Annotated in this window: 17 protein-coding genes; 16 read left to right on the top strand and 1 reads right to left on the bottom strand. The window is 40.3% G+C overall.

Annotation, left to right across the window (positions count from 1 at the left end):
• Positions 1-40 precede the first annotated feature (40 nt).
• The 11 genes from NSQ29_RS12205 (at position 41) to NSQ29_RS12155 (ending at position 11948) form a co-directional block, all read left to right on the top strand.
• Positions 41-1369 carry a spore germination protein gene (locus NSQ29_RS12205; protein ID WP_341125175.1) on the top strand — a complete coding sequence of 443 codons (1329 nt, stop codon included), beginning with the start codon at positions 41-43 and terminating at the stop codon, positions 1367-1369.
• Positions 1370-1390: 21 nt separating this feature from the next.
• On the top strand, positions 1391-2488 hold the full coding sequence (locus NSQ29_RS12200; protein ID WP_341125174.1) for a hypothetical protein: 1098 nt from the start codon (positions 1391-1393) through the stop codon (positions 2486-2488).
• A complete protein-coding gene (locus NSQ29_RS12195) occupies positions 2485-3576 on the top strand; it encodes a Ger(x)C family spore germination protein (RefSeq protein ID WP_339248262.1) in 1092 nt (363 codons plus the stop codon). The genes NSQ29_RS12200 and NSQ29_RS12195 overlap by 4 nt, the downstream gene beginning before the upstream one ends.
• A 175-nt stretch (positions 3577-3751) precedes the next feature.
• Positions 3752-4081 (top strand): ArsR/SmtB family transcription factor, encoded by a 330-nt coding sequence (locus tag NSQ29_RS12190; RefSeq protein ID WP_081951121.1) that lies wholly within the window; start codon positions 3752-3754, stop codon positions 4079-4081.
• Entirely contained in the window at positions 4081-4497 is a 417-nt protein-coding gene (locus tag NSQ29_RS12185; protein WP_341125173.1) for an SRPBCC family protein, read from the top strand. The genes NSQ29_RS12190 and NSQ29_RS12185 overlap by 1 nt, the downstream gene beginning before the upstream one ends.
• 102 nt (positions 4498-4599) lie before the next feature.
• Positions 4600-7767: an ATP-binding cassette domain-containing protein gene (locus tag NSQ29_RS12180; protein WP_341125172.1), complete on the top strand. Its 3168-nt coding sequence runs from the start codon at positions 4600-4602 to the stop codon at positions 7765-7767.
• A 202-nt stretch (positions 7768-7969) separates the two neighbouring features.
• Positions 7970-9328 (top strand): right-handed parallel beta-helix repeat-containing protein, encoded by a 1359-nt coding sequence (locus tag NSQ29_RS12175; protein ID WP_341125171.1) that lies wholly within the window; start codon positions 7970-7972, stop codon positions 9326-9328.
• On the top strand, positions 9325-9882 hold the full coding sequence (locus NSQ29_RS12170; RefSeq protein ID WP_339271351.1) for a nitrous oxide reductase accessory protein NosL: 558 nt from the start codon (positions 9325-9327) through the stop codon (positions 9880-9882). The genes NSQ29_RS12175 and NSQ29_RS12170 overlap by 4 nt, the downstream gene beginning before the upstream one ends.
• Positions 9882-10703, top strand: a complete 822-nt coding sequence (locus tag NSQ29_RS12165; protein ID WP_341125170.1) for an ABC transporter permease — start codon at positions 9882-9884, stop codon at positions 10701-10703. Before NSQ29_RS12170 ends, NSQ29_RS12165 begins: the two co-directional genes overlap by 1 nt.
• The gene (locus NSQ29_RS12160) at positions 10696-11415 is read left to right on the top strand and encodes an ABC transporter ATP-binding protein (protein WP_341125169.1); all 720 of its coding nucleotides are present in this window, start codon (positions 10696-10698) and stop codon (positions 11413-11415) included. Before NSQ29_RS12165 ends, NSQ29_RS12160 begins: the two co-directional genes overlap by 8 nt.
• Entirely contained in the window at positions 11412-11948 is a 537-nt protein-coding gene (locus NSQ29_RS12155; protein WP_341125168.1) for a redoxin domain-containing protein, read from the top strand. Before NSQ29_RS12160 ends, NSQ29_RS12155 begins: the two co-directional genes overlap by 4 nt.
• Here the strand turns inward: NSQ29_RS12155 and NSQ29_RS12150 are convergent.
• Positions 11911-12945 carry a PocR ligand-binding domain-containing protein gene (locus tag NSQ29_RS12150; protein ID WP_339271356.1) on the bottom strand — a complete coding sequence of 345 codons (1035 nt, stop codon included), beginning with the start codon at positions 12943-12945 and terminating at the stop codon, positions 11911-11913. The two genes, NSQ29_RS12155 and NSQ29_RS12150, sit on opposite strands and share 38 nt — an antisense overlap.
• 202 nt (positions 12946-13147) lie before the next feature.
• Here NSQ29_RS12150 and NSQ29_RS12145 point away from each other — a divergent pair, with 202 nt between their 5' ends.
• From NSQ29_RS12145 to NSQ29_RS12125, 5 genes are all read left to right on the top strand, one after another.
• Entirely contained in the window at positions 13148-14284 is a 1137-nt protein-coding gene (locus NSQ29_RS12145; RefSeq protein WP_042188270.1) for a glycerol dehydrogenase, read from the top strand.
• A 1-nt stretch (position 14285) separates the two neighbouring features.
• The gene (gene dhaK / locus NSQ29_RS12140) at positions 14286-16046 is read left to right on the top strand and encodes a dihydroxyacetone kinase subunit DhaK (protein ID WP_341125167.1); all 1761 of its coding nucleotides are present in this window, start codon (positions 14286-14288) and stop codon (positions 16044-16046) included.
• A gap of 253 nt (positions 16047-16299) precedes the next feature.
• Complete coding sequence (locus NSQ29_RS12135; protein WP_341125166.1) at positions 16300-17274, top strand: helix-turn-helix domain-containing protein; 975 nt, start codon at positions 16300-16302, stop codon at positions 17272-17274.
• A 130-nt stretch (positions 17275-17404) separates the two neighbouring features.
• On the top strand, positions 17405-18394 hold the full coding sequence (locus NSQ29_RS12130) for an ABC transporter substrate-binding protein (protein WP_341125165.1): 990 nt from the start codon (positions 17405-17407) through the stop codon (positions 18392-18394).
• 153 nt (positions 18395-18547) lie between these two features.
• Entirely contained in the window at positions 18548-18751 is a 204-nt protein-coding gene (locus NSQ29_RS12125) for a biotin transporter BioY (RefSeq protein WP_341125164.1), read from the top strand.
• Positions 18752-18792 lie beyond the last annotated feature (41 nt).

Here is an 18792-nt window from a genome sequence, read left to right as displayed (position 1 = left end):
AGGAAATGATATCAAAAACGAACTGGAGGATTGCTACATCATGATCGAAGCTTTTCAACTAATTAAGAAGCAGCTTTCTTCCTCAAGTGATATGAAGGAGGAAATCGTCCGAATTCAGAATATCGAGTTGGAAATCCTCTACTTGGACAGCGTTTGCGATGAAAAGAAAATTAAGGATGATCTGATCATCTCCATACTAAAATGCCCAGGAAAAGAGGAATTCAAGGATTATCTTACTTCTCTTCTTGACATCAGCAAACCGGAGAAGGACGAAGACATTTTACAGAAGTTGATGATTGGTCATGCCTGTATTCAAATGGGAAATGAGCTTTTCTTGTTCAGTGCGAAAAAAGTGATCAATAATCAGCTTGGGGATGCAAGCTCGGAAACAGCGATATATGGCTCGCAACGTTCATTCAGCGATGTGATTGATACAAATCTTAATTTGATTCGGAATCGTTATCCCTCCCCAAATCTTGCTTATGAGAAAAGAGAGGTTAGTGGATTACCACAGACTGAAGTTGGTTTAATTTATGACAGTCTACTAGTTGATAAGGGAGTATTGAGCGAACTTCAAACGCAGCTAGCTTCGGTCAAACCGGATGTCATTCTTTCGGCGGCACACCTTCAAAGATTACTTACTAGTCGAAAATACTCGCTTTTTCCTATATTGATGATTACGGAAAGACCAGATCGCGTCGCGTTAAATCTGAAACAAGGCAAAATCGTTATACTTGTGGAAGGTAGCCCATTCGTTCTAATCGCGCCGGCTACTTTTTATGATTTCATTTCCTCAATGGATGATACTTTTGAGCAGTTATGGGTCGGTTTTAGCCTTGTGGTACTACGTTATATCGGCATTTTCATTACTGTGTTACTTCCTGGCATTTATATTTCTCTGGTCTCTTTCAACCCTGAGTTGTTTCAAGCCCAGCTCGCTTTCTCTATTGCCGGTAGTCGTGCGGGTATCCCTTATCCGTCGTACATTGAAGTGCTTATTATGATGTTCTTAATCGATACCTTAATCGAAGCTAGTATACGGCTTCCCAAGTCGATCAGCGCAGCGGCAACAACAGTTGGTGGACTAATTCTAGGACAAGCTGCGCAGCAGGCAAATCTGGTTAGCAATATCATGATTATCGTAACTTCCGCCATTGGCATTGCCAATTTTGTCGTGCCGATTAATGCTATGAGTTTCGCATTACGGATTGTCAAATATCCTTTCATCTTGTTAGCTAGTTTATTTGGATATGTAGGTCTAATCGCAGGACTATTTTGTTTGATCCTTTACTTGAACGATTTAAAAAGCTTTGGGAAACCTTATTTAAAAGTGTTTATCGGAGAACAAGAAAAATTCGGGAAATTATAAAGGAAAGGAGGATATTTTTCCTTGAATCGATATGTTTTTTATGTTTTATGGTGTGATGGGATCACCATCACAGGTCTTTTATTATATACCCTTTTATTGAATGAACGGTTTAATGGAAGCATGCTGGCTATTGTGATAAGTGCGGTTAGCGGCATGATATTTCTTGTAACAATGACCAAGTCACTTGGTTATTTTCCAAGGAAGGGTTTGCCTGAAATCTTTCGGATGTTTTTGCCGGCAGGAGCAAGAATATCATTATTAATATTCTTTTCAATTATGACTATAACAAAAGGATGCATCATGATAGGGTACGCATCAACCTTTTTTAATTTATATCTAACAGATGTAAACACAATTACTATTATGGTATTTATTTTTCTTGCAGTATCTTGGGGAGCTACAAGGTCAAGCAAAACAATTTTAAGTACGCTTGAGATCGTTCTTTTTATTTGCATTCCTTTAATGTACTATGCATTTACAAAAGCCATCTTTAGTCAAGGAATAGAGTGGAATTCCATTAAAGCAATGGCAGATTATGCATTCATTTGGCCGAAATGGGGAACGATTACGGCTGCAAATAGTGTTTTCTCCGGATTTGTTGGCTTAATCGTATTTAATCGAGTTGTTCCCAGCAAAATCAAATGGAAATACACTCCCATTGTCCTTATTGTTAATTTGCATATATTAGTCACTGGTTTGATTATTTCCATTGGAATTCATGGCACTTACGGGGTGGGGAATTATATAGCCCCCACGTATTCTGCATTAGATTCAATTGGTATGATGTCAGGGTTATTCTCACGTACGATTATGCCTTATTTTCTCATCGTCCTTTTTTTGCTCTTAGTGTATGCGTCTGTAACCATTCATGTTGGACTTGAGCTGTTGAAAGGATGCTTCTCTATGAAATTTCAAAATAATCTTCGAAAGGAACAACTATTATCTTGGGCAATTTGTTGCCTATTTACCATTGTTACAGTAATCTACTTCAGTACATTCACTTTAAAACAAATCATAAACTATACAGTCAATTGGCTAGAGTTGCGATTTTATACCGAATTTCTGATGGTCGCGCTTGTTGCGTTGTTTGCTGTAATGAAATGGAAGCGTAAAGTATGAGAAACATTATCCTATTGGTTCTCTGCTTTACAGTGGTTATACAATCGGGTTGTGCATTCAAGGATATCGACAAACGAATATTCGTAATCGCCATCGGAGTAGATCAATCAGATGATGTAAAAAATCCATATCGCGTGACATTGAAATTAGCTTTACCTGCTCAAAAATTTGATCCTTCTGTGAATAATATTCAAATTATAAGCGAAAATTCCGAAACGATATCAGGCGCGATCGGACGAATAAGGTCAAAATCATCGAAAGATCTTAATTTTGGTCTTTTAGAAATATGTATTTTGGGTGAATCATTAGCCCATGAGAGTATCAACGAGCCACTTAATTGGCTGTCAAGAAGATTCGATATTCCGATGGAGGGGATGGTGGCATTAGGGAAGCCCAACGCGGAGACTGTTCTTAAAATGAAACCAAAATCAGAAAATTTTTCAGGTAATGCATTGTTATTAAGTCTGTCCGAATCGGGATCAATCTCATCGTTCACGGTTCCCGAACACCTTTATGATTTCTATCGTCGAACGACGGAAAAGGGCATGGACCCCTACTTGCCTATTATCGAGACCGAAAAAGAGGTATACAAAATTGATATGGTTGCTCTTTTAGACAAACATAAAATAAAAACGATTTTGACAACAGATGAAACGCGCGTCTTTAAAGAACTTCTTCATAGCTATCCTCATTTCGAAATCACCACAAAAATGGTAAGTCAACCTTTTGTCTTGGCAATTGAACAGTTGAAGAGACGTTATACGATTGATACAAACAATAAGAATAAACCAGTTATTCGTGTATCTATTCAAATGCGTGGAGTTGTAGAAGAATTCGTAAATCAGGTGTATGAAGAAAATTGGACTAAATTTGAAAAGCATGTTGAACAGGAAGAAAAGACGAAGATATCAAGCTTGCTGAAAAAGCTGCAAAAAAACGGGATAGATCCGTTCGGTTTTGGATTACTCTATAGAGCTACCCGGCATGAAGGGGATAAGGAATGGGAGCAATGGCAGTCTATTTATCCCGAAGCTGTTTTTGATGTAAATGTTAAAGTTTCTATACAGGGAACGGGAGCAATAAAATAACAAGGCACCGATATTTACGCCTTATTCCATTGAAAGATCAAATATTAAAATTTTAAGGACCTTGACACGACACCATTTGGTGTCCTATAATCAATATGACACTAAATGGTGTCCAATTGGGTGCTGATGAAGTATAATCGGTTACACTACAGGTAATATTACGGAAAAGGTGGGGGTGGTTTTGAACGATAATAGTCAAGTGAGAGATGTATATGACGCTGTTGCAGATCCAACAAGGCGAAAATTACTTCAAATCCTGGCTGATGTTGATGAATTACCCCTACATGAAATCACAGTTCATTTTGATATGGGCCGTACTGCAGTATCTAAGCACTTGTCTATTCTTAAAGAGGCTGATCTTGTAGTTGCTCGAAAGGTTGGTAGAGAAACGAGGTATCGTTTGAATGCCAATCCATTGAAAGAAATTCGGGATTGGGTATCTTTTTACGAAGGCTTCTGGAAAGAAAGAATCGATAAACTAAAACTTTTATTGGAGGAAGAATAATGAAACCAGATGTATCCTTAGATTATCAATTTACAAGCTCCATCGAGAAGGTATGGAACGCTTTAACGGATTCAGATACACTAGCAAAATGGATTTGGAGCAATGACTTTAAGCCAGTCGTAGGGCATAAATTTCAATTTCGCGCAGAGCCAAATGAATGGTGGGATGGTATTGTAGATTGCGAGGTTCTCATAGTAGATGAGCCACATACATTATCCTATACTTGGCATAGTGCCGGAGAAGGTACAACAGTTACTTGGACTTTGAGCAAAGAGGAAGATGGTAAGGTTCATCTACATCTTGCTCAGTCTGGATTTAGTGAAGAGACCAAAGCTCGCCAAGGTGCTATCGAGGGCGCTAAATATGCTTGGACGAATATGGGCAGTCAGCTTGAAAAAGTATTAGCAGAACTGTAATTTCAAGAATAGGGCGCTTTTCTGAAAATGGAAAGTGCCCTTTTTAATGGAATAAATGATGGCAATACTAAATGAAGAGAATGGAGATGAGATGATACCACTATGAAAATCAACCGATTGATTGCGAACAATATTAATAAGTTAGATGCATTATTACCTGTAGACCAATCTCTAGGGATTGCTGGTTTATCCGGATCTGGTAAAACCACCTTTTGTCAAACCATCGGCGAAGAATCCAAGAAACGTCTCGTTTCTTTATTACCAAAGGCAGAATATCAGTATTTATTCCCTAACATTATGGAGACTAATTTCAGTGCGATTCAGATGGAAGAAATGCCACTCGTACTTTTTCTAGGGAGATCATCTATTTCTTCCAATCCTCGTTCAACCATTGGCACACATACGGGTGTGTTCACAGAGATTCGAGTTGCGATTGCTGAACAATATAACCTATCGCCAGAGGTTTTTTCATTTAATAATGAATTAGGCTGGTGCCCAGATTGTAAAGGTCGCGGCACTACTAAAAATGTCGAATGTAAAAAGTGTAAGGGTAAGCGATATAATCACGAAGCTGAACAATACAAAATGGAGTTATTAGGTGAAGGCAAGAGTATCTCCGATATTAATAACTTAAGCATTGAAACCATTTTTTCTCTAGCAGAAGTTCTAAACATTAGTGAAGGTAAACAAAACATTCTAAAGAACATAATCCATATGAATATTGGTTATCTAACCTTAAATCGTATAATGGGTACCTTGTCAGGTGGAGAGTTAACACGACTTTACTTGGCAGAATTCATGGCAACCAGTGAAAATACAGTAATTATCATTGACGAAATCTCTGTGGGTCTGGATCACCAAACCCTTTTAAAAATATTAGAGCAGATAAAACAACTAGGGTTTAAGAATCAAATTTGGCTTATTGATCATTCGGATACCGTATTAGACATAACGGACGAGCAATTGTTCTTTGGACCAGGAAGTGGTAAATACGGCGGAAAAATCGTTGAAGAATCGCCACGTCCGGCGCCTATCAATGGAGAAATAAATCAGACAGCTCCAACTGAATATTATCATTTTCATGATCTTTACTGTCGTAATATTCAAATCGCCGAAATCCAGATTCCCCGTAATAGACTTGTAACGTTCACTGGGGAATCCGGCTGCGGTAAATCTACATTGGTCAATGAGTGTATGTCCAAGGATTTTGTGAAGCGATATCCCAAGGATAAGCTGGTGATTGTGGGGCAGGATCGAAATCAATCGATTACCAGCCGGTCTACGGTTGCGACTTTTCTTGATATTAAGAGAAAGCTCACAAAATATAGCGAAGAGATTGATGATATTTTTCAGCGCTCAATTGAAGATATTATTGATGAACTGCCAAATGAAGACCTCGCTCATAAACGTTTAAGTTTATTGATCAAGCTTGGGCTGGGTTATTTAACGTTGGAAAGAAAAACACAGTCTTTATCCACAGGTGAATTTCAATGTGTTCATTTAGTCTCCGAGCTATTCGCAGGTTCAAGAAACCCCAATACACTTTTCATTTTTGACGAGCCTTCCAAAGGGTTATCACAAAATATTCTAAATCAATTCATTGATAGCATTAGAGTCATTCTTCAGGACGAATCGGTCTCCATAATGATGATTGAACATAACTCGTATATGCTGGAAAACTCTGATTTTATCGTTGATTTTGGTAAAAGACAGCTTGAACCTGTTGAGCATCTAGAAGTTGTCGGTCATCAAAAATATTATCTCGAGCAAAACAGTGAAGATCATGTCGCCCCATTGCAGATTTCTTCAACACTGCGTCAACATAATGGCATTAACTATTTAAAAGAAAATCAAATTGCCTACTTTAAAAATGCGGAAAACGTTTATAAAGGTGGCATCTTAAAAAGCTTATCCTCTATGGCGCGTTTGATTTATGGTGAATACGAATCGGATACCATTGCACCTGTCATCGCCATTGATCTGGAACGCCACTTATATAGTCAATATACTTTTCTGTATGAGATTGGTGGCTTGATTAACCATATTGTAACGGCGCATCCCACCAATAAAGATACGAGTAGCTTCGATTTCTATTATCAAGACAATCATTGTCCATGCTGTAAGGGACGTCGAGTCGTTGAAAAATTTGATTTTGAAGTTGTTCTTCAGGATAAAAACGTGCCATTTTGGGATGGCTTATTACATCCAGATGCAATGGATATTCTGAAATTCTATCAATTCCCCAAAATAAAATTCATCTTTGATGAGATTAAGAATGAACTCGGACAAGATATCAGTAAGAGTTATAATGAGATGACGGATGCAGAAAAGCATACTTTTTGGTACGGATATTGGGAAAAGTCATTTTATGATAAAGCAAGCAAGGCAACGAGAACTTGGGAAGGCTTTAATTACATCATTGGGAACTACATGGTGATATCAAAAGCGATTATTAAAGAGCATATTAAACAATCCAAAATACTGATTACCTGTCCAATCTGTGAAGGAACCGTACTAAATCATCATAAGAAGCTAAAGTTTGGCGACACAGATATTCGTGAGATCATTGGACTACCTCTTGATCAAACGATCAGTACCGTTGGCAAATTACCGGTGCTTGAAAAAATGAAAGCTATTGTCGGCGGTGATATGGTTCTAACAGAGGATGTCTCTCTATTGCCTAGGGAAATACAAGTTGCTCTTAAAATGCTTGAACTTGAAGTAGCGAGCTTTGCGCACTATGAAATGGTATTACAAAATGCACTGCCATTCTGGGGCGATATTAGCGGCAGTATTGAATCTATTAGCTTGAATAATCAGATTACGATTTGTGATTTTGAGAATATCACCGAAACCAGAGAATACATCATTGATAAGTTTTTCACGAATGGAAAATACAAAAAGCTGACCTATGTTTATGAAGCGTTTGGTTACAAAAAACTGGTCACTCTAATTAATAAGATAAAAGCTAGTCAGCCATGTCCATTCTGTAAAGGAAAGAAAGTCATATCCGAAGATGGACTTCACGATGGCGTTTATAAGTTAACGATTCCATGTGTTAGTTGTTACGCAAGTGGCATTAATGATGAAGGGCGTAAAGAAATTGTCGAAGGCATTGACGTCCAGACTTGGCTTACAGGTAATGTAAGTGATGTCGTGACTGAAAGCTCAAATATTGATGCTGTAGCAGATATTCCAATTTTCAATCGTATTCGGGAGTTAAATAAACAAGAAATGATGGCCGTTTATCAATATCTTGAAAATAATTAGTTAACCTAATGAAACCGCGCTATGCGCGGTTTTTTATTATGTGGACACACTTTTGGGATAGCAAACGATGTGATATAACTCACAATTTAGACACATCTTATTAATAGGGATAGCTACATTGAGCTATAGGCATGCAACTTCCTTTTCTTTACAATTAGGCAAATGATAGATTAGAGAATGAATTACTGATAGGGGGTGAACAATGGTTATACGCAAAAGTTTCTGTCACCTCAGAGTAATGCTAATGATGTTATTCAGCCTTTTCTTAATAATCACGACCTACAGTGGGAGTGCCAGTGCAAATACTACTTCGAAAGCGATTCCACTCCAGCCGATTATTAATACGGCCCAAATCGGAGATTCGATTACTTTAGCTCCAGGTACTTACCTGGGTCCGGTTCAAATTGATAAAAGGCTGACGATTAGCGGGGAAGGAAGGGCAACACTATTAAATTCATCTCCCGATGCTGAGGTTGCAGTTATGATTCAGGCTGATGGGGTAAAGCTTCAAGGACTTAATATACAGCAGCATAACGGGGGAGAAGCAGCAGCGATTCGGGTGGAAGCCGATCAGGTAACTTTGAAAGATTTAGTCATACATACATTTGGCTTTGGCATTATGCTACGTGAGGCTGATAGTGGAGTTATAGTAAACAATAAAATCCGTTGGTTTATACCTAAAGGTGCTGCTTCGGGAAAAAGAGGTAATGGCATCGATCTCTATAACTCTCATGGTTCAGATATCAGAGAGAATGAAATCTCTTATCTCCGAGATGGCATTTATTTAGAGAAGAGTCGCAATACAAAGGTTGATCACAATCGGCTCTATCATTTACGATACGGTGTTCACTGTATGTATATCAATGGATCATCTGTTACGAACAATATTGGAGAATACAACATTACTGGCGCGATGGTGATGGGAGTGAGCGACGTTATGGTATCAGGAAACTCTTTCCGTAAACAAAATCAGAATGTTCATTCTCAAGGAATCCTGCTCTTTGACGTTCGTACCTCTCAGATTGTAAATAACCTCGTGGAAGGAAATCGGGTAGGAATCTATATGCAACAATCCTCCGACAACACTCTCCAGAATAATATGGTGCTCCGAAATTATATTGGGATTCAATTTGAGGGTTCTGAAGGCAACCGCTTTCAGAAGAATGCTTTTATTGCCAATGTGATTGAAGCACAGGCAACGGATTCTAAGAATAATAAGATGACGAGAAATTTTTGGGATTCATTCGAAGGTCTGGATGTATCGGGTGATGGCATAAGTGATCTGCCATATGCTATTAATCCATTTTATCAGCAATTAGTTACAGAAAATGCTGCTTATCAGCTCTTTTTTCAATCACCGGGCATGACATTTTTAAGCGATCTGTATACAAATGATAAAGAACAATGGTCCACCGATCCAGAGCCGCTTATGCAATTGGATTCAGTTCATGTAGATGTTGGACAAGTTAGTGAGGGGCAAGGGTCGGTGATGGTAGCCGGTTGGCTGCTTTTGTTTTTCTCTGTGATCACAATACTATATATGGGGGTATTACGGTTATGAAAAAATGGAGTTTAATGCTGATGTTGATGGTGGGTTTGTTAATTCTAGCGGCTTGTGGTTCCAAACAGTTTGAACCTTTGGCGATTAATGAAGAAGTTGATATTTGCGCGATTTGCAATATGCAGGTTAAGGACGATGCCTTTGCTACTCAGCTAACAACGAAAGACGGGAAGAATTATAAGTTTGATGATATTGGTTGTATGAATGAATGGAAGAACAAGAATGGAACCAAAAACATCGGAAAGGATTATGTCCGTGACTATAACGACAAAGAATGGGTGGAATTCAGTAAGGCAAGCTTTGTCTATGATGAGACACTACGCACACCTATGGCTTATGGAGTTATCAGCTTCAAGGATACTGCTTCTGCCGAAGCTTTTGTGAAGGAACAAGGTGTTGGCAGCGTTCTGTCAGCAAGTGATCTGTCCAAGCATGAATGGAAACAAAATACGGATATGATGCAAATGGATATGAATGGCGGAGAAGGTCATATGGACGAGCATAAGTCAGAGGAAATGGAAGGTATGACATCGGATAAAGAGATGGATATGTAATGGTTGATATCCTGCAAGTCGCACGCAGAGAGATTAAAATGGGGTTTCGAAATCCATGGGCTTATTCTTTTTTGGCATTATTTTGTGCGTTTAGTCTTGGCTTACTACTGATTAATGCACAAAATGAGATTCAAGGCTACACCGCAGTTACAGGTTCCATGCTAAGTCTGATTTTGTATCTGCTGCCGCTTATGACCTTATTTCTAGGCTCTTTTTCACTGACTTCAGAAAAGGAAGAAGGTAGCTGGCAGCTTTTATCTACTTATCCAATAGGAACGTTGTCATTTATTCTTGGCAAGTATGTGGGGCTGGCTGTCGTATTACTTACGGTTGTGGCTTTCGGCTATGGTTTAATGGGAATGATTAGTGGATTCTTGGGCATGGCCTATGATTCTACTACTTACTTTCTATTTTTGTTTTTTTCCGCAGGACTTGTTTTACTATTCTTGACCATCGCCTTGTTTATCGGTTCATTATCAAGAAACCGCTGGCAGGCGCTGACTGTTTCTGTTGCTGTGTGGTTTTTCACAGTAATAGGGTGGCCGACCTTTTTGATCGCCTTTTTAGGTTTAATGCCTTATCTCTGGATTAAGCCCTTGCTGGTCGTATTCACAATACTCAACCCAGCAGAGCTTGTTCGGTTATTCGTTGTAATTAAGCTGGGCGGAGGTTCAGTGCTGGGATTTGAATATTACCAATGGGTAGAATGGATAAATGGTTCGAAGGGTAGCTTGTTGTTTATGGTAGTCTGTCTAGTCTGGATGTTGAGCTCGATCCTGTTTGTATATTGGATATGGGAAAGGGGGCGCTCTCGTGGATAACCCCTTAGTGAATGTAAGAGGAATCTCTAAAGTTATTAAAAAGCAAACAATAGTTGAAGAGATTAGCTTTCAAATCCACACTGGGAGCATACTTGCACTATGTGGCGGTAACGGGGCTGGCAAAAGTACCGTTTTGCGAATGGTTGCCGGTATTATTCAGCCTTCGGTGGGCGAAATCTCAGTGGGTGGTTTATACTGGCACAAATCACGCAAACAATTCTCGGAACAAATTGGTTATATGCCAGATGATTATCAATTCAATCAGGGGCTGTCGGCAGAGGAAGCTCTGACTTTTTGGGCCGCTCTCCGTAGGGTACCCAATCGCAAAGCGAGAGTAAACGAAGTCCTTGGCTTAGTAGGCCTACAGGATAAACGAAATCGTCTGGTCAACACCTTTTCAAAGGGAATGCGTCAGCGTATCTTATTTGCTCAGGCATTGTTGGCCAAGCCTTCGTTGCTAATTATGGACGAACCCACAAACGGTCTTGACCCTTTTTGGATGAATGAATTCGTAGATCTACTCCAAAGAATCAAGGAAGAAGGGCATACCGTTATTTTCTCCACACACCAGTTAGAAATCGCTGATAAAATCGCTGATCAGATTGTCTTTTTAAGTCATGGAAGAAATGTTGGTTCAGGTACGACCAAAGAATTTCATGCGAAATTTGGTTCTCTGTATACAGCCTTTAATCATAGTCTGGGTCTGAAATGAGCATGCGTCGAATCATTGCTTTGCTGGTGATTATCGCAGCTGTCACGACTGTTGTATGGGTATTTAGCCATAATGAAACAAGAGATTCATCTGAGAGGATTGCTGTGGGTTCTATCGCTCCCGAATTTGAAGCTACTTCTATAGAAGGTAAAAAGGTTCGACTAAGCGATTTCCAGGGACAGATTGTGGTGCTTAACTTTTGGGCCTCCTGGTGCACGTCATGTGTGCGTGAAATGCCCCTTCTGAATGACATTCACAAATCCACTAGTTCTCAAATTGAAACCTTGTTTATTAATGTTGGTGAGTCTAAAGGGACTGTATCAGAATATCTTAACGATCACAGTTTTTCTTTTCCAGTTGTCATCGATGTTACCGGAAAAATATCTACTTCATTCGGAGTTAGTGCGCTTCCTGCTACGTTTATTATAAACGGAGAGGGAAAGATCAAAGAGGCTATATTAGGCGAAATCACAGATTTCCCCTTAATGCAACTAATCAATTCATATACATATTCCGGTATACAGCTGGAGTGAGATTCTCGAACCGTTTGAAGGTTTTAATAAAATAACCAGTATCACAAAATCCTAAATCATCGCTCACTTGATTAATAGGTGCGTCTGTGGTTTCCAGCAACTGCTTGGCCCATTCAATTTTGAGCCTGGCAACGAAGAGGGAGAAGTTCTCGCCTGTTTCTTTTGTAAATATGCGACTGAAATAACTGGGGCTGATATGACAAAGCTTGGCCATTTCTTTTAGGCTGAAATTTTCATTTTTGTGCGCATAGATGTAATCAAAGGCAGGTTGAAGCACTGCATTTGAAGAGACCAACTTTTGTGCTCCATTTTTCAATTTGGTCTCAATAAGCGCTCCTGACAACTCTTGCTGCAGAGACTGAATTTTGCGATAAGTAAGGTCTGTCTCCTCGAAAGATTCTGCTGAAGCAGATATATCGATATCTGTGGTCAGTACTCTTTTGTACAAATCAACGGTGGTACGCTTTTGAATGGCTTCTTCCACGATGTAAGTACTTAACTGTAGAAGTAGGTCCACGCATTTGGTTACTTCATCGTAGGATAGGACAGGAAGTGCTTCGTAATCCTCTTTGAGCGCTTGAAACTTCATGTTCGACTCAACATTAGGTGGCCTAGATACTATCTGCTCCAGCTGTGACACATCAGGTTCACGAAGCTTAAGCTGTCCGGCCATAATTGCACCCAAATATTGATCGTCAATAATAATTGGAATCGCGATATCGATAATGTTGAAATGGCATAAATAAATATAAGGCTTGTTCTGGCGTACAGCTTCAATGCCGGCACGAGCATCACATTTTTGACAATAAGGAGAGAGAGTAGAATCTTGGCGAACGCCTTGGCAGAAAGGCTGACAGAAGCTGTGCTTAGTCACGGGAACGCCTTTATAATCTACGGTAAGAATCGCCATTTTAGTCACGAGTGATAAAGAATCCTGCAGTTTCTCCCATTTCTTCAAATCAATTATTTCTTCTAAATTAAATCGAGATTTGGACATCGCGATATTCTCCTAGGTAAGTTATAGAAACATATTGAACATTATAGCGAATTTTTGCTCAAAAGGACAAGATAATACTATTCCTTAATAAGAAGACAAAAAAACTCGATAAGAAAACGCTTTATTCTGATCTTATTGTTTCATGCATACCGAAATAGAGCAATCTATAATAATAACTATATACAACCTAGGAGGAATGAAAATGAGAAGAGCGTTTATCAGTCCGACGAAATATGTGCAAGGTGAGAATGAACTTTTGAATTTAGGCTATTTTGTAAAAACATTCGGTGATTCTGCACTGCTCATTGCACATCCAGATGATGTTACACGTGTGAAAGATAAATTGGAGTCAACTAAACAGAAATTTAATATAACGCTTGTTGAAAGTGGCTTCCATGGGGAATGCTCAAGACAAGAAGTCGCAAGATTACAGGCTCTGGCTAAGGAACATCAATGTGCATGTACGATTGGGTTGGGTGGAGGTAAGGCGATTGATACGGCAAAATGCGTAGCAGAAGGTGAAGCATTGATTATCGTTCCAACGATAGCAGCCACTGATGCACCAACAAGCCACTCCGCGGTACTCTATACCCCAGAAGGTGAGTTTGATGATTATGCTTATTTCAAACAAAGCCCAAGTGTAGTCATGATCGATACAACAGTCATTGCCAAAGCGCCAACAAGATTTCTTGTTGCAGGGATGGGTGATGCACTCTCCACTTATTTCGAAGCAAGAGCTACAGCAAATTCTTATTCCAATGTGAATGCGGGATTGCCTTGCGGGGTTCGTGAAGGTGTTTGTGGGGAAGCTAAAGGAACGATAACCGCACTAGGTCTTGCCAAACTGTGTTATGACACTTTACTTGAAAATGGGTTCAAGGCGAAGCAGGCCTGCGATCTGAATATCGTAACTCCAGCCTTGGAGAATATCATTGAAACGAATATTTTGTTATCGGGACTAGGCTTTGAAAGTGGAGGTTTGGCTGCGATTCATGCGATCCATAATGGTTTAACAGCTTTAGAAGGAACACATCATTATTATCATGGTGAGAAGGTAGCCTTCAGTACAATTGCTCAATTGGTGCTTGAAAATGCAGACCGTACCGAATTAAGAGAAGTATTGGATTTCTGCCTGTCTATTGGGCTTCCGGTGTGCTTAGCAGATATCGGAGTGGAGCAAGTAACTTACGAAGAACTTCTTGAGGTTGCTAAAAAAGCTTGTATTGCTGAGGAATCGATTCATTCGATGCCGTTCCCAATTACAGAAGAAGCCGTAGCATCGGCGATTATGGCTGCTGACCAATTAGGCCGTCAATACAAATTAAGTAAGGAGCTTTAAGATGAAGAAAATTATGAATAAGCCGGAAACGCTAGTCCGGGAAATGTGTAATGGACTTGTCTTAGCGCATCCTGAGCTGGATTTCAACGATAAATTCAAAGTGATTTCTAAAAAAGAGATCAACACCAATAAAGTTACACTAATAAGCGGTGGCGGAAGTGGGCATGAACCAGCCCATGCCGGGTTTGTAGGCAGCGGTATGCTGGATGCAGCCGTGTGCGGTGATGTGTTCGCTTCTCCATCCCAGATTCAGGTCTACCAAGCGATCCGTAGCTCTGCTAGTAAAAAGGGAACGCTGCTTATTATTAAGAACTACAGCGGTGACATCATGAACTTTAAAAATGCGGCTCATCTCGCAAGTGAAGATGGCATACAAGTGGAATATGTCAAAGTAGACGATGACATTGCCGTTGAAGACAGTCTCTACACCGTAGGGAAACGAGGGGTGGCCGGAACTGTTCTCGTTCATAAAGTAGCCGGGGCTGCGGCAGAAGCAGGACTGTCCCTGTCGGAAGTAAAAGAAGCGGCGCAACATGCGATTGACCATGTTCGCACCATCGGCTTCGCCTTTACGTCTTGCACCGTTCCTGCCAAAGGAACCCCGACGTTTCATATCGAAGAGGATGAGATGGAATACGGTGTTGGAATTCACGGTGAGCCTGGAATTCGCAGAGAAAAAGCCGTGTCAGCGGATGAACTGGCGCAGCGAATGGTTACGTCCTTACTGAGCAACCTGCAAATGAACGATGAGTCGCAGCAAGAAGTTGCTGTTCTGATCAATGGATTTGGTGGAACACCACTGCAAGAGCTTTATTTGTTGAATAATTCTGTGATCCGTGAATTGACGGCGAAGAATAAGCAAGTGTTTAAAGTATTTGTCGGCAACTATATGACCAGCATCGATATGGCTGGCGCATCAGTATCGATTATGAAGCTGGATGAGACGCTGAAGAAATGGTTGTCTGCTCCGTGTGATACACCGGCATTGTCGGTTAAAGGTTCATTTGAGCCTGTGAAATATACGGAAGTCATCAAGGAAGAGAAAGCAGACAGCACGGTATCCTTCAAGAATAATACGGATGCTGAAGCAGCGGTAATTAAGAATAACCAGTTTTCCTTACAAAATATCGTATTTTTGATCGATCAAATGAGTGAGGTCATTATCGAGAATGAGGTACCGTTCTGCGAGCTAGACGCCCACGCCGGAGATGGTGATTTTGGGATGAGCGTAGCCAAGGGCTTTAAGCAGTTGAAAGTAGAATGGGAAGATATTCTAGCTAATCATCACAGCGATATCGGTGACTTCCTTGATGCTTGTTCATTGATCATTATGGAGCATTGTGGAGGAGCTTCCGGGCCGATCTGGGGATCGGGCTTCCGCGCTGCGAGCAAGACTGCGCAGCAGAAGCAGGAGTTATCCATTCAGGAATTTGCTAATATGATGCAAGCGGTCGTTAAAGGAATTCAAGATACGGGCGAAAGGTCTTTCGGGAGAGGTGCTGTCGTTGGTGACAAGACTTTAATTGATGCGCTTGTACCTTTTGCGGATGCCTGGACACAAAGCGCAGAACAAGGAGAAGATATAAAGCTGGCAGCTATCAAAGCTGCTGAGGCGGCAGTTCTCGGTGCCCGGAAGACTTCCGATATCGTCGCCCGTATGGGAAGAGCAGGCACAGTAGGTGAACGCAGCATTGGTTATCCGGATGCAGGAGCTTACGCGCTTGGAGTTATTTTCACAGAGCTAGCTAAATCGATGAGATAAGAGATAATATAAACTGAATCCGGATTAACAGAAATCGACACCCCCTTATCCATTAGGATGAGGGGGTGTTTGTATTTGGAATCATACGCTAACACTCCTCATAAACTGTTCGTTGCAGTTTAGCTAATGTCTCGGATATAATGATCTAAATGATAATCGTTATCATTTAATACATGAATAAAGGTGATCTCCTCATGATAAAACACTACATTGGGGTTACAGCATACTACAGATCTGCTGAGAGTATGAATTAATGACAAGAAAATCAATTCATAACATCTATAACGGGTATTTCAATGCATTGTTTGAGACTCCGGCTATAAGGGACACCACAGAGCGAATGCATTTCTCACAACCTAGTGACCATGGATACGTCGATAGGGTTATCACATCTTCCGGGATCGAAATTGTAGATAGTAATTACCGTTTCACTGAGGATCGTTTAATCCGAGTTCAATCCGAAGCAGCTATGATTGAGCTAAGCTTTTGCCTGCAGGGCAGCGGAGAAGTTCATGTAACAGGCAATAGTCACGAGTTGGTGCCCGACAGTTGTTCATTGCAGCTCATGCGAGATTTCCAAGCCGAATTTCACTATCGCAGTGCTGAACCCATCTGTTTACTGTCCATTGGTGTACCGGTAACACTGTTCGATTCGTGGATGGTAGATCAAGGATCTCCACTTACCTGCAGTTTATCCGGGCTGTTAGATACACAATCATTTCGTATGTTCCGTATGCCTATTCTTCCAGAAACCTCCCGAATATTGGTTCAATTGAGAGATTGCCCATATCATACCTCAATGCGCAGGTTATACGCAGAGGGTAAGGCATTAGAACTCCTTTCCGCATATTTGGGCGCTTTTCTTTTTGAGCAGAGTCATACTAAACGTAGCTTGCATTTATCTCGCACTGACCGGGAAAGTATTCGGAGAGCCAGAGAAATCATACTCGAGCAAATGGCAAACCCTCCATCACTCATAGAGCTTTCCAAGCTGGCGGGTATTAACGAATACAAATTAAAAGTTGGTTTTAAGGAAGAGTATGGTACGACTGTATTTGCCTATTTACGGAACAAACGTTTAGAAAAAGCATGGGAAATCATGCGTTCCGGGGAGAGTAGTGTTAGTCAAACAGCGACGATGGTAGGTTACAACAACTTTAGTCATTTTGCGGAGGCGTTTCGGAAGCAGTATGGAATAAATCCTTCTGAAATAATAAAAAAACGTTAGACAACAAATAAATATCCGCCAAACCGTTATTCAATCCCTCTATCGGTAGTTTAGCCCTATCAGCAGAGTGTATGATCGGACTTGCTAGTAGTGAGAATGATTATCAATAGATTGGAGAGGGTTGGAAAAAATGTTCAGTTTAAAACGTATCTCTTTTGTCGGAATCGCCTTATTCATGATGGTGATGTTGTACGGATGTGGGAATTCAAGGCAGGAGGCTCAAGGAGAGAACTCCCCACCTGCGGTAAAATCTGATCCCGTCGCTACGAATTCCTCCGAAACACGTACCATTAAGGACGCCAAGGGAGATGTTGAAATACCGGTAAACCCGGTTAGAATTGCTGATGTATCTGGCTCAACTGAAGAACTTTTAGTGCTTGGATATAAACCTGTGATTACCGGGAATACAGACATGGCTAATTCACTGGAAATCACACCTATTCTAAAAAAAGAACTGCCTAATGTAACGCCCGTTGGATGGTTTCAAACGGAAGTTAACTTGGAAGCGATCAGTGCAGCAAGTCCTGACTTGATACTGGCAGGGCCTACGCAAGAGAAAATCTATGATCAACTAAATATGATTGCTCCAACAGTGAGGGTTCCTTATGGCTTTAATGCTTTTAGAGAGCGGTTTGCCTTTGTTGCAGAGGTACTTGATAAGAAAACAGAAATGGATGAGTGGCTGAAGGCCTATGATCAACGTGCTCAACAACTGCATGATCAAATCACAAAGATAACTAAAGAAGAAACGTTTGCAGTAATCGAAGCTACAGAGAAAGAAATCCGGATCTATTCCCGCACAGGTATTGCAGATATGATTTTTAATGATCTTGGATTACTCATCGCGCCAGGTACACCGGAACCAGACCCATGGGGAGGAAAAGTAACAAGTCTAGAAGCACTGTCTACCTTTAATCCAGACCACATCATTTTATTATCTGATAATGACCGGAATGTTCTAGACCAAAGTAAGGTCTGGAGCAGCTTAAAAGCTGTAAAATCGAAAAATATATATCGCATGACAAGCAGACAAAATTACAATGAAGCATTCTTTGCATTAGGGAAAGAGTCATTACTGGAACAAATCGCTGAACAAATCAATGAACATATCAACAAGTAAAGCTATTCTGTTTAAAATTGTGTAGCTAAAAAACACTGATCCTAATCTGGATCAGTGTTTTTTTAGTTCGAGATTCTTCCAACTTTATGAATCTAATCAATACATTCAATTTTCCTATGAAGGGTTTCTTCATGAAAATCAAAGAATTTGTATATGCTGCATGATTCGCTGGAAGTCAGAACTTGGAAGCTGATTGTCGTAAATTTGATTTTTGGTGTAATGTTGATTAATCTGATAGGTGCGCCTATCATGGCATTGATTATGAATACTTCCATTTGGGCTAGATTAACAAGTGTTGTGATCTTTCTTCCAGGTGATATCATTAAAGCGGTTATTGCAGCCATCATTGCGATATAGCTTAGAATAATCCGCAGGTTTTACATAATTATAAATCAAGA

It is taken from the genome of Paenibacillus sp. FSL F4-0236 (genome assembly GCF_038000135.1).
Taxonomy (GTDB): domain Bacteria; phylum Bacillota; class Bacilli; order Paenibacillales; family Paenibacillaceae; genus Paenibacillus_AQ.
This window is presented reverse-complemented; position numbering and strand designations above follow the sequence as displayed.

Excerpts from the sequence above, each read along its gene's own strand:
- NSQ29_RS12135 (WP_341125166.1), top strand. The coding sequence starts at position 16,300 with ATGACAAGAAAATCAATTCATAACATCTATAACGGGTATTTCAATGCA.
- NSQ29_RS12185 (WP_341125173.1), top strand. The coding sequence starts at position 4,081 with ATGAAACCAGATGTATCCTTAGATTATCAATTTACAAGCTCCATCGAG.
- NSQ29_RS12130 (WP_341125165.1), top strand. The coding sequence starts at position 17,405 with ATGTTCAGTTTAAAACGTATCTCTTTTGTCGGAATCGCCTTATTCATG.
- dhaK (WP_341125167.1), top strand. The coding sequence starts at position 14,286 with ATGAAGAAAATTATGAATAAGCCGGAAACGCTAGTCCGGGAAATGTGT.
- NSQ29_RS12125 (WP_341125164.1), top strand. The coding sequence starts at position 18,548 with ATGCTGCATGATTCGCTGGAAGTCAGAACTTGGAAGCTGATTGTCGTA.
- NSQ29_RS12150 (WP_339271356.1), bottom strand. The coding sequence starts at position 12,945 with ATGTCCAAATCTCGATTTAATTTAGAAGAAATAATTGATTTGAAGAAA.
- NSQ29_RS12175 (WP_341125171.1), top strand. The coding sequence starts at position 7,970 with ATGGTTATACGCAAAAGTTTCTGTCACCTCAGAGTAATGCTAATGATG.
- NSQ29_RS12205 (WP_341125175.1), top strand. The coding sequence starts at position 41 with ATGATCGAAGCTTTTCAACTAATTAAGAAGCAGCTTTCTTCCTCAAGT.
- NSQ29_RS12180 (WP_341125172.1), top strand. The coding sequence starts at position 4,600 with ATGAAAATCAACCGATTGATTGCGAACAATATTAATAAGTTAGATGCA.
- NSQ29_RS12170 (WP_339271351.1), top strand. The coding sequence starts at position 9,325 with ATGAAAAAATGGAGTTTAATGCTGATGTTGATGGTGGGTTTGTTAATT.
- NSQ29_RS12195 (WP_339248262.1), top strand. The coding sequence starts at position 2,485 with ATGAGAAACATTATCCTATTGGTTCTCTGCTTTACAGTGGTTATACAA.
- NSQ29_RS12145 (WP_042188270.1), top strand. The coding sequence starts at position 13,148 with ATGAGAAGAGCGTTTATCAGTCCGACGAAATATGTGCAAGGTGAGAAT.
- NSQ29_RS12155 (WP_341125168.1), top strand. The coding sequence starts at position 11,412 with ATGAGCATGCGTCGAATCATTGCTTTGCTGGTGATTATCGCAGCTGTC.
- NSQ29_RS12165 (WP_341125170.1), top strand. The coding sequence starts at position 9,882 with ATGGTTGATATCCTGCAAGTCGCACGCAGAGAGATTAAAATGGGGTTT.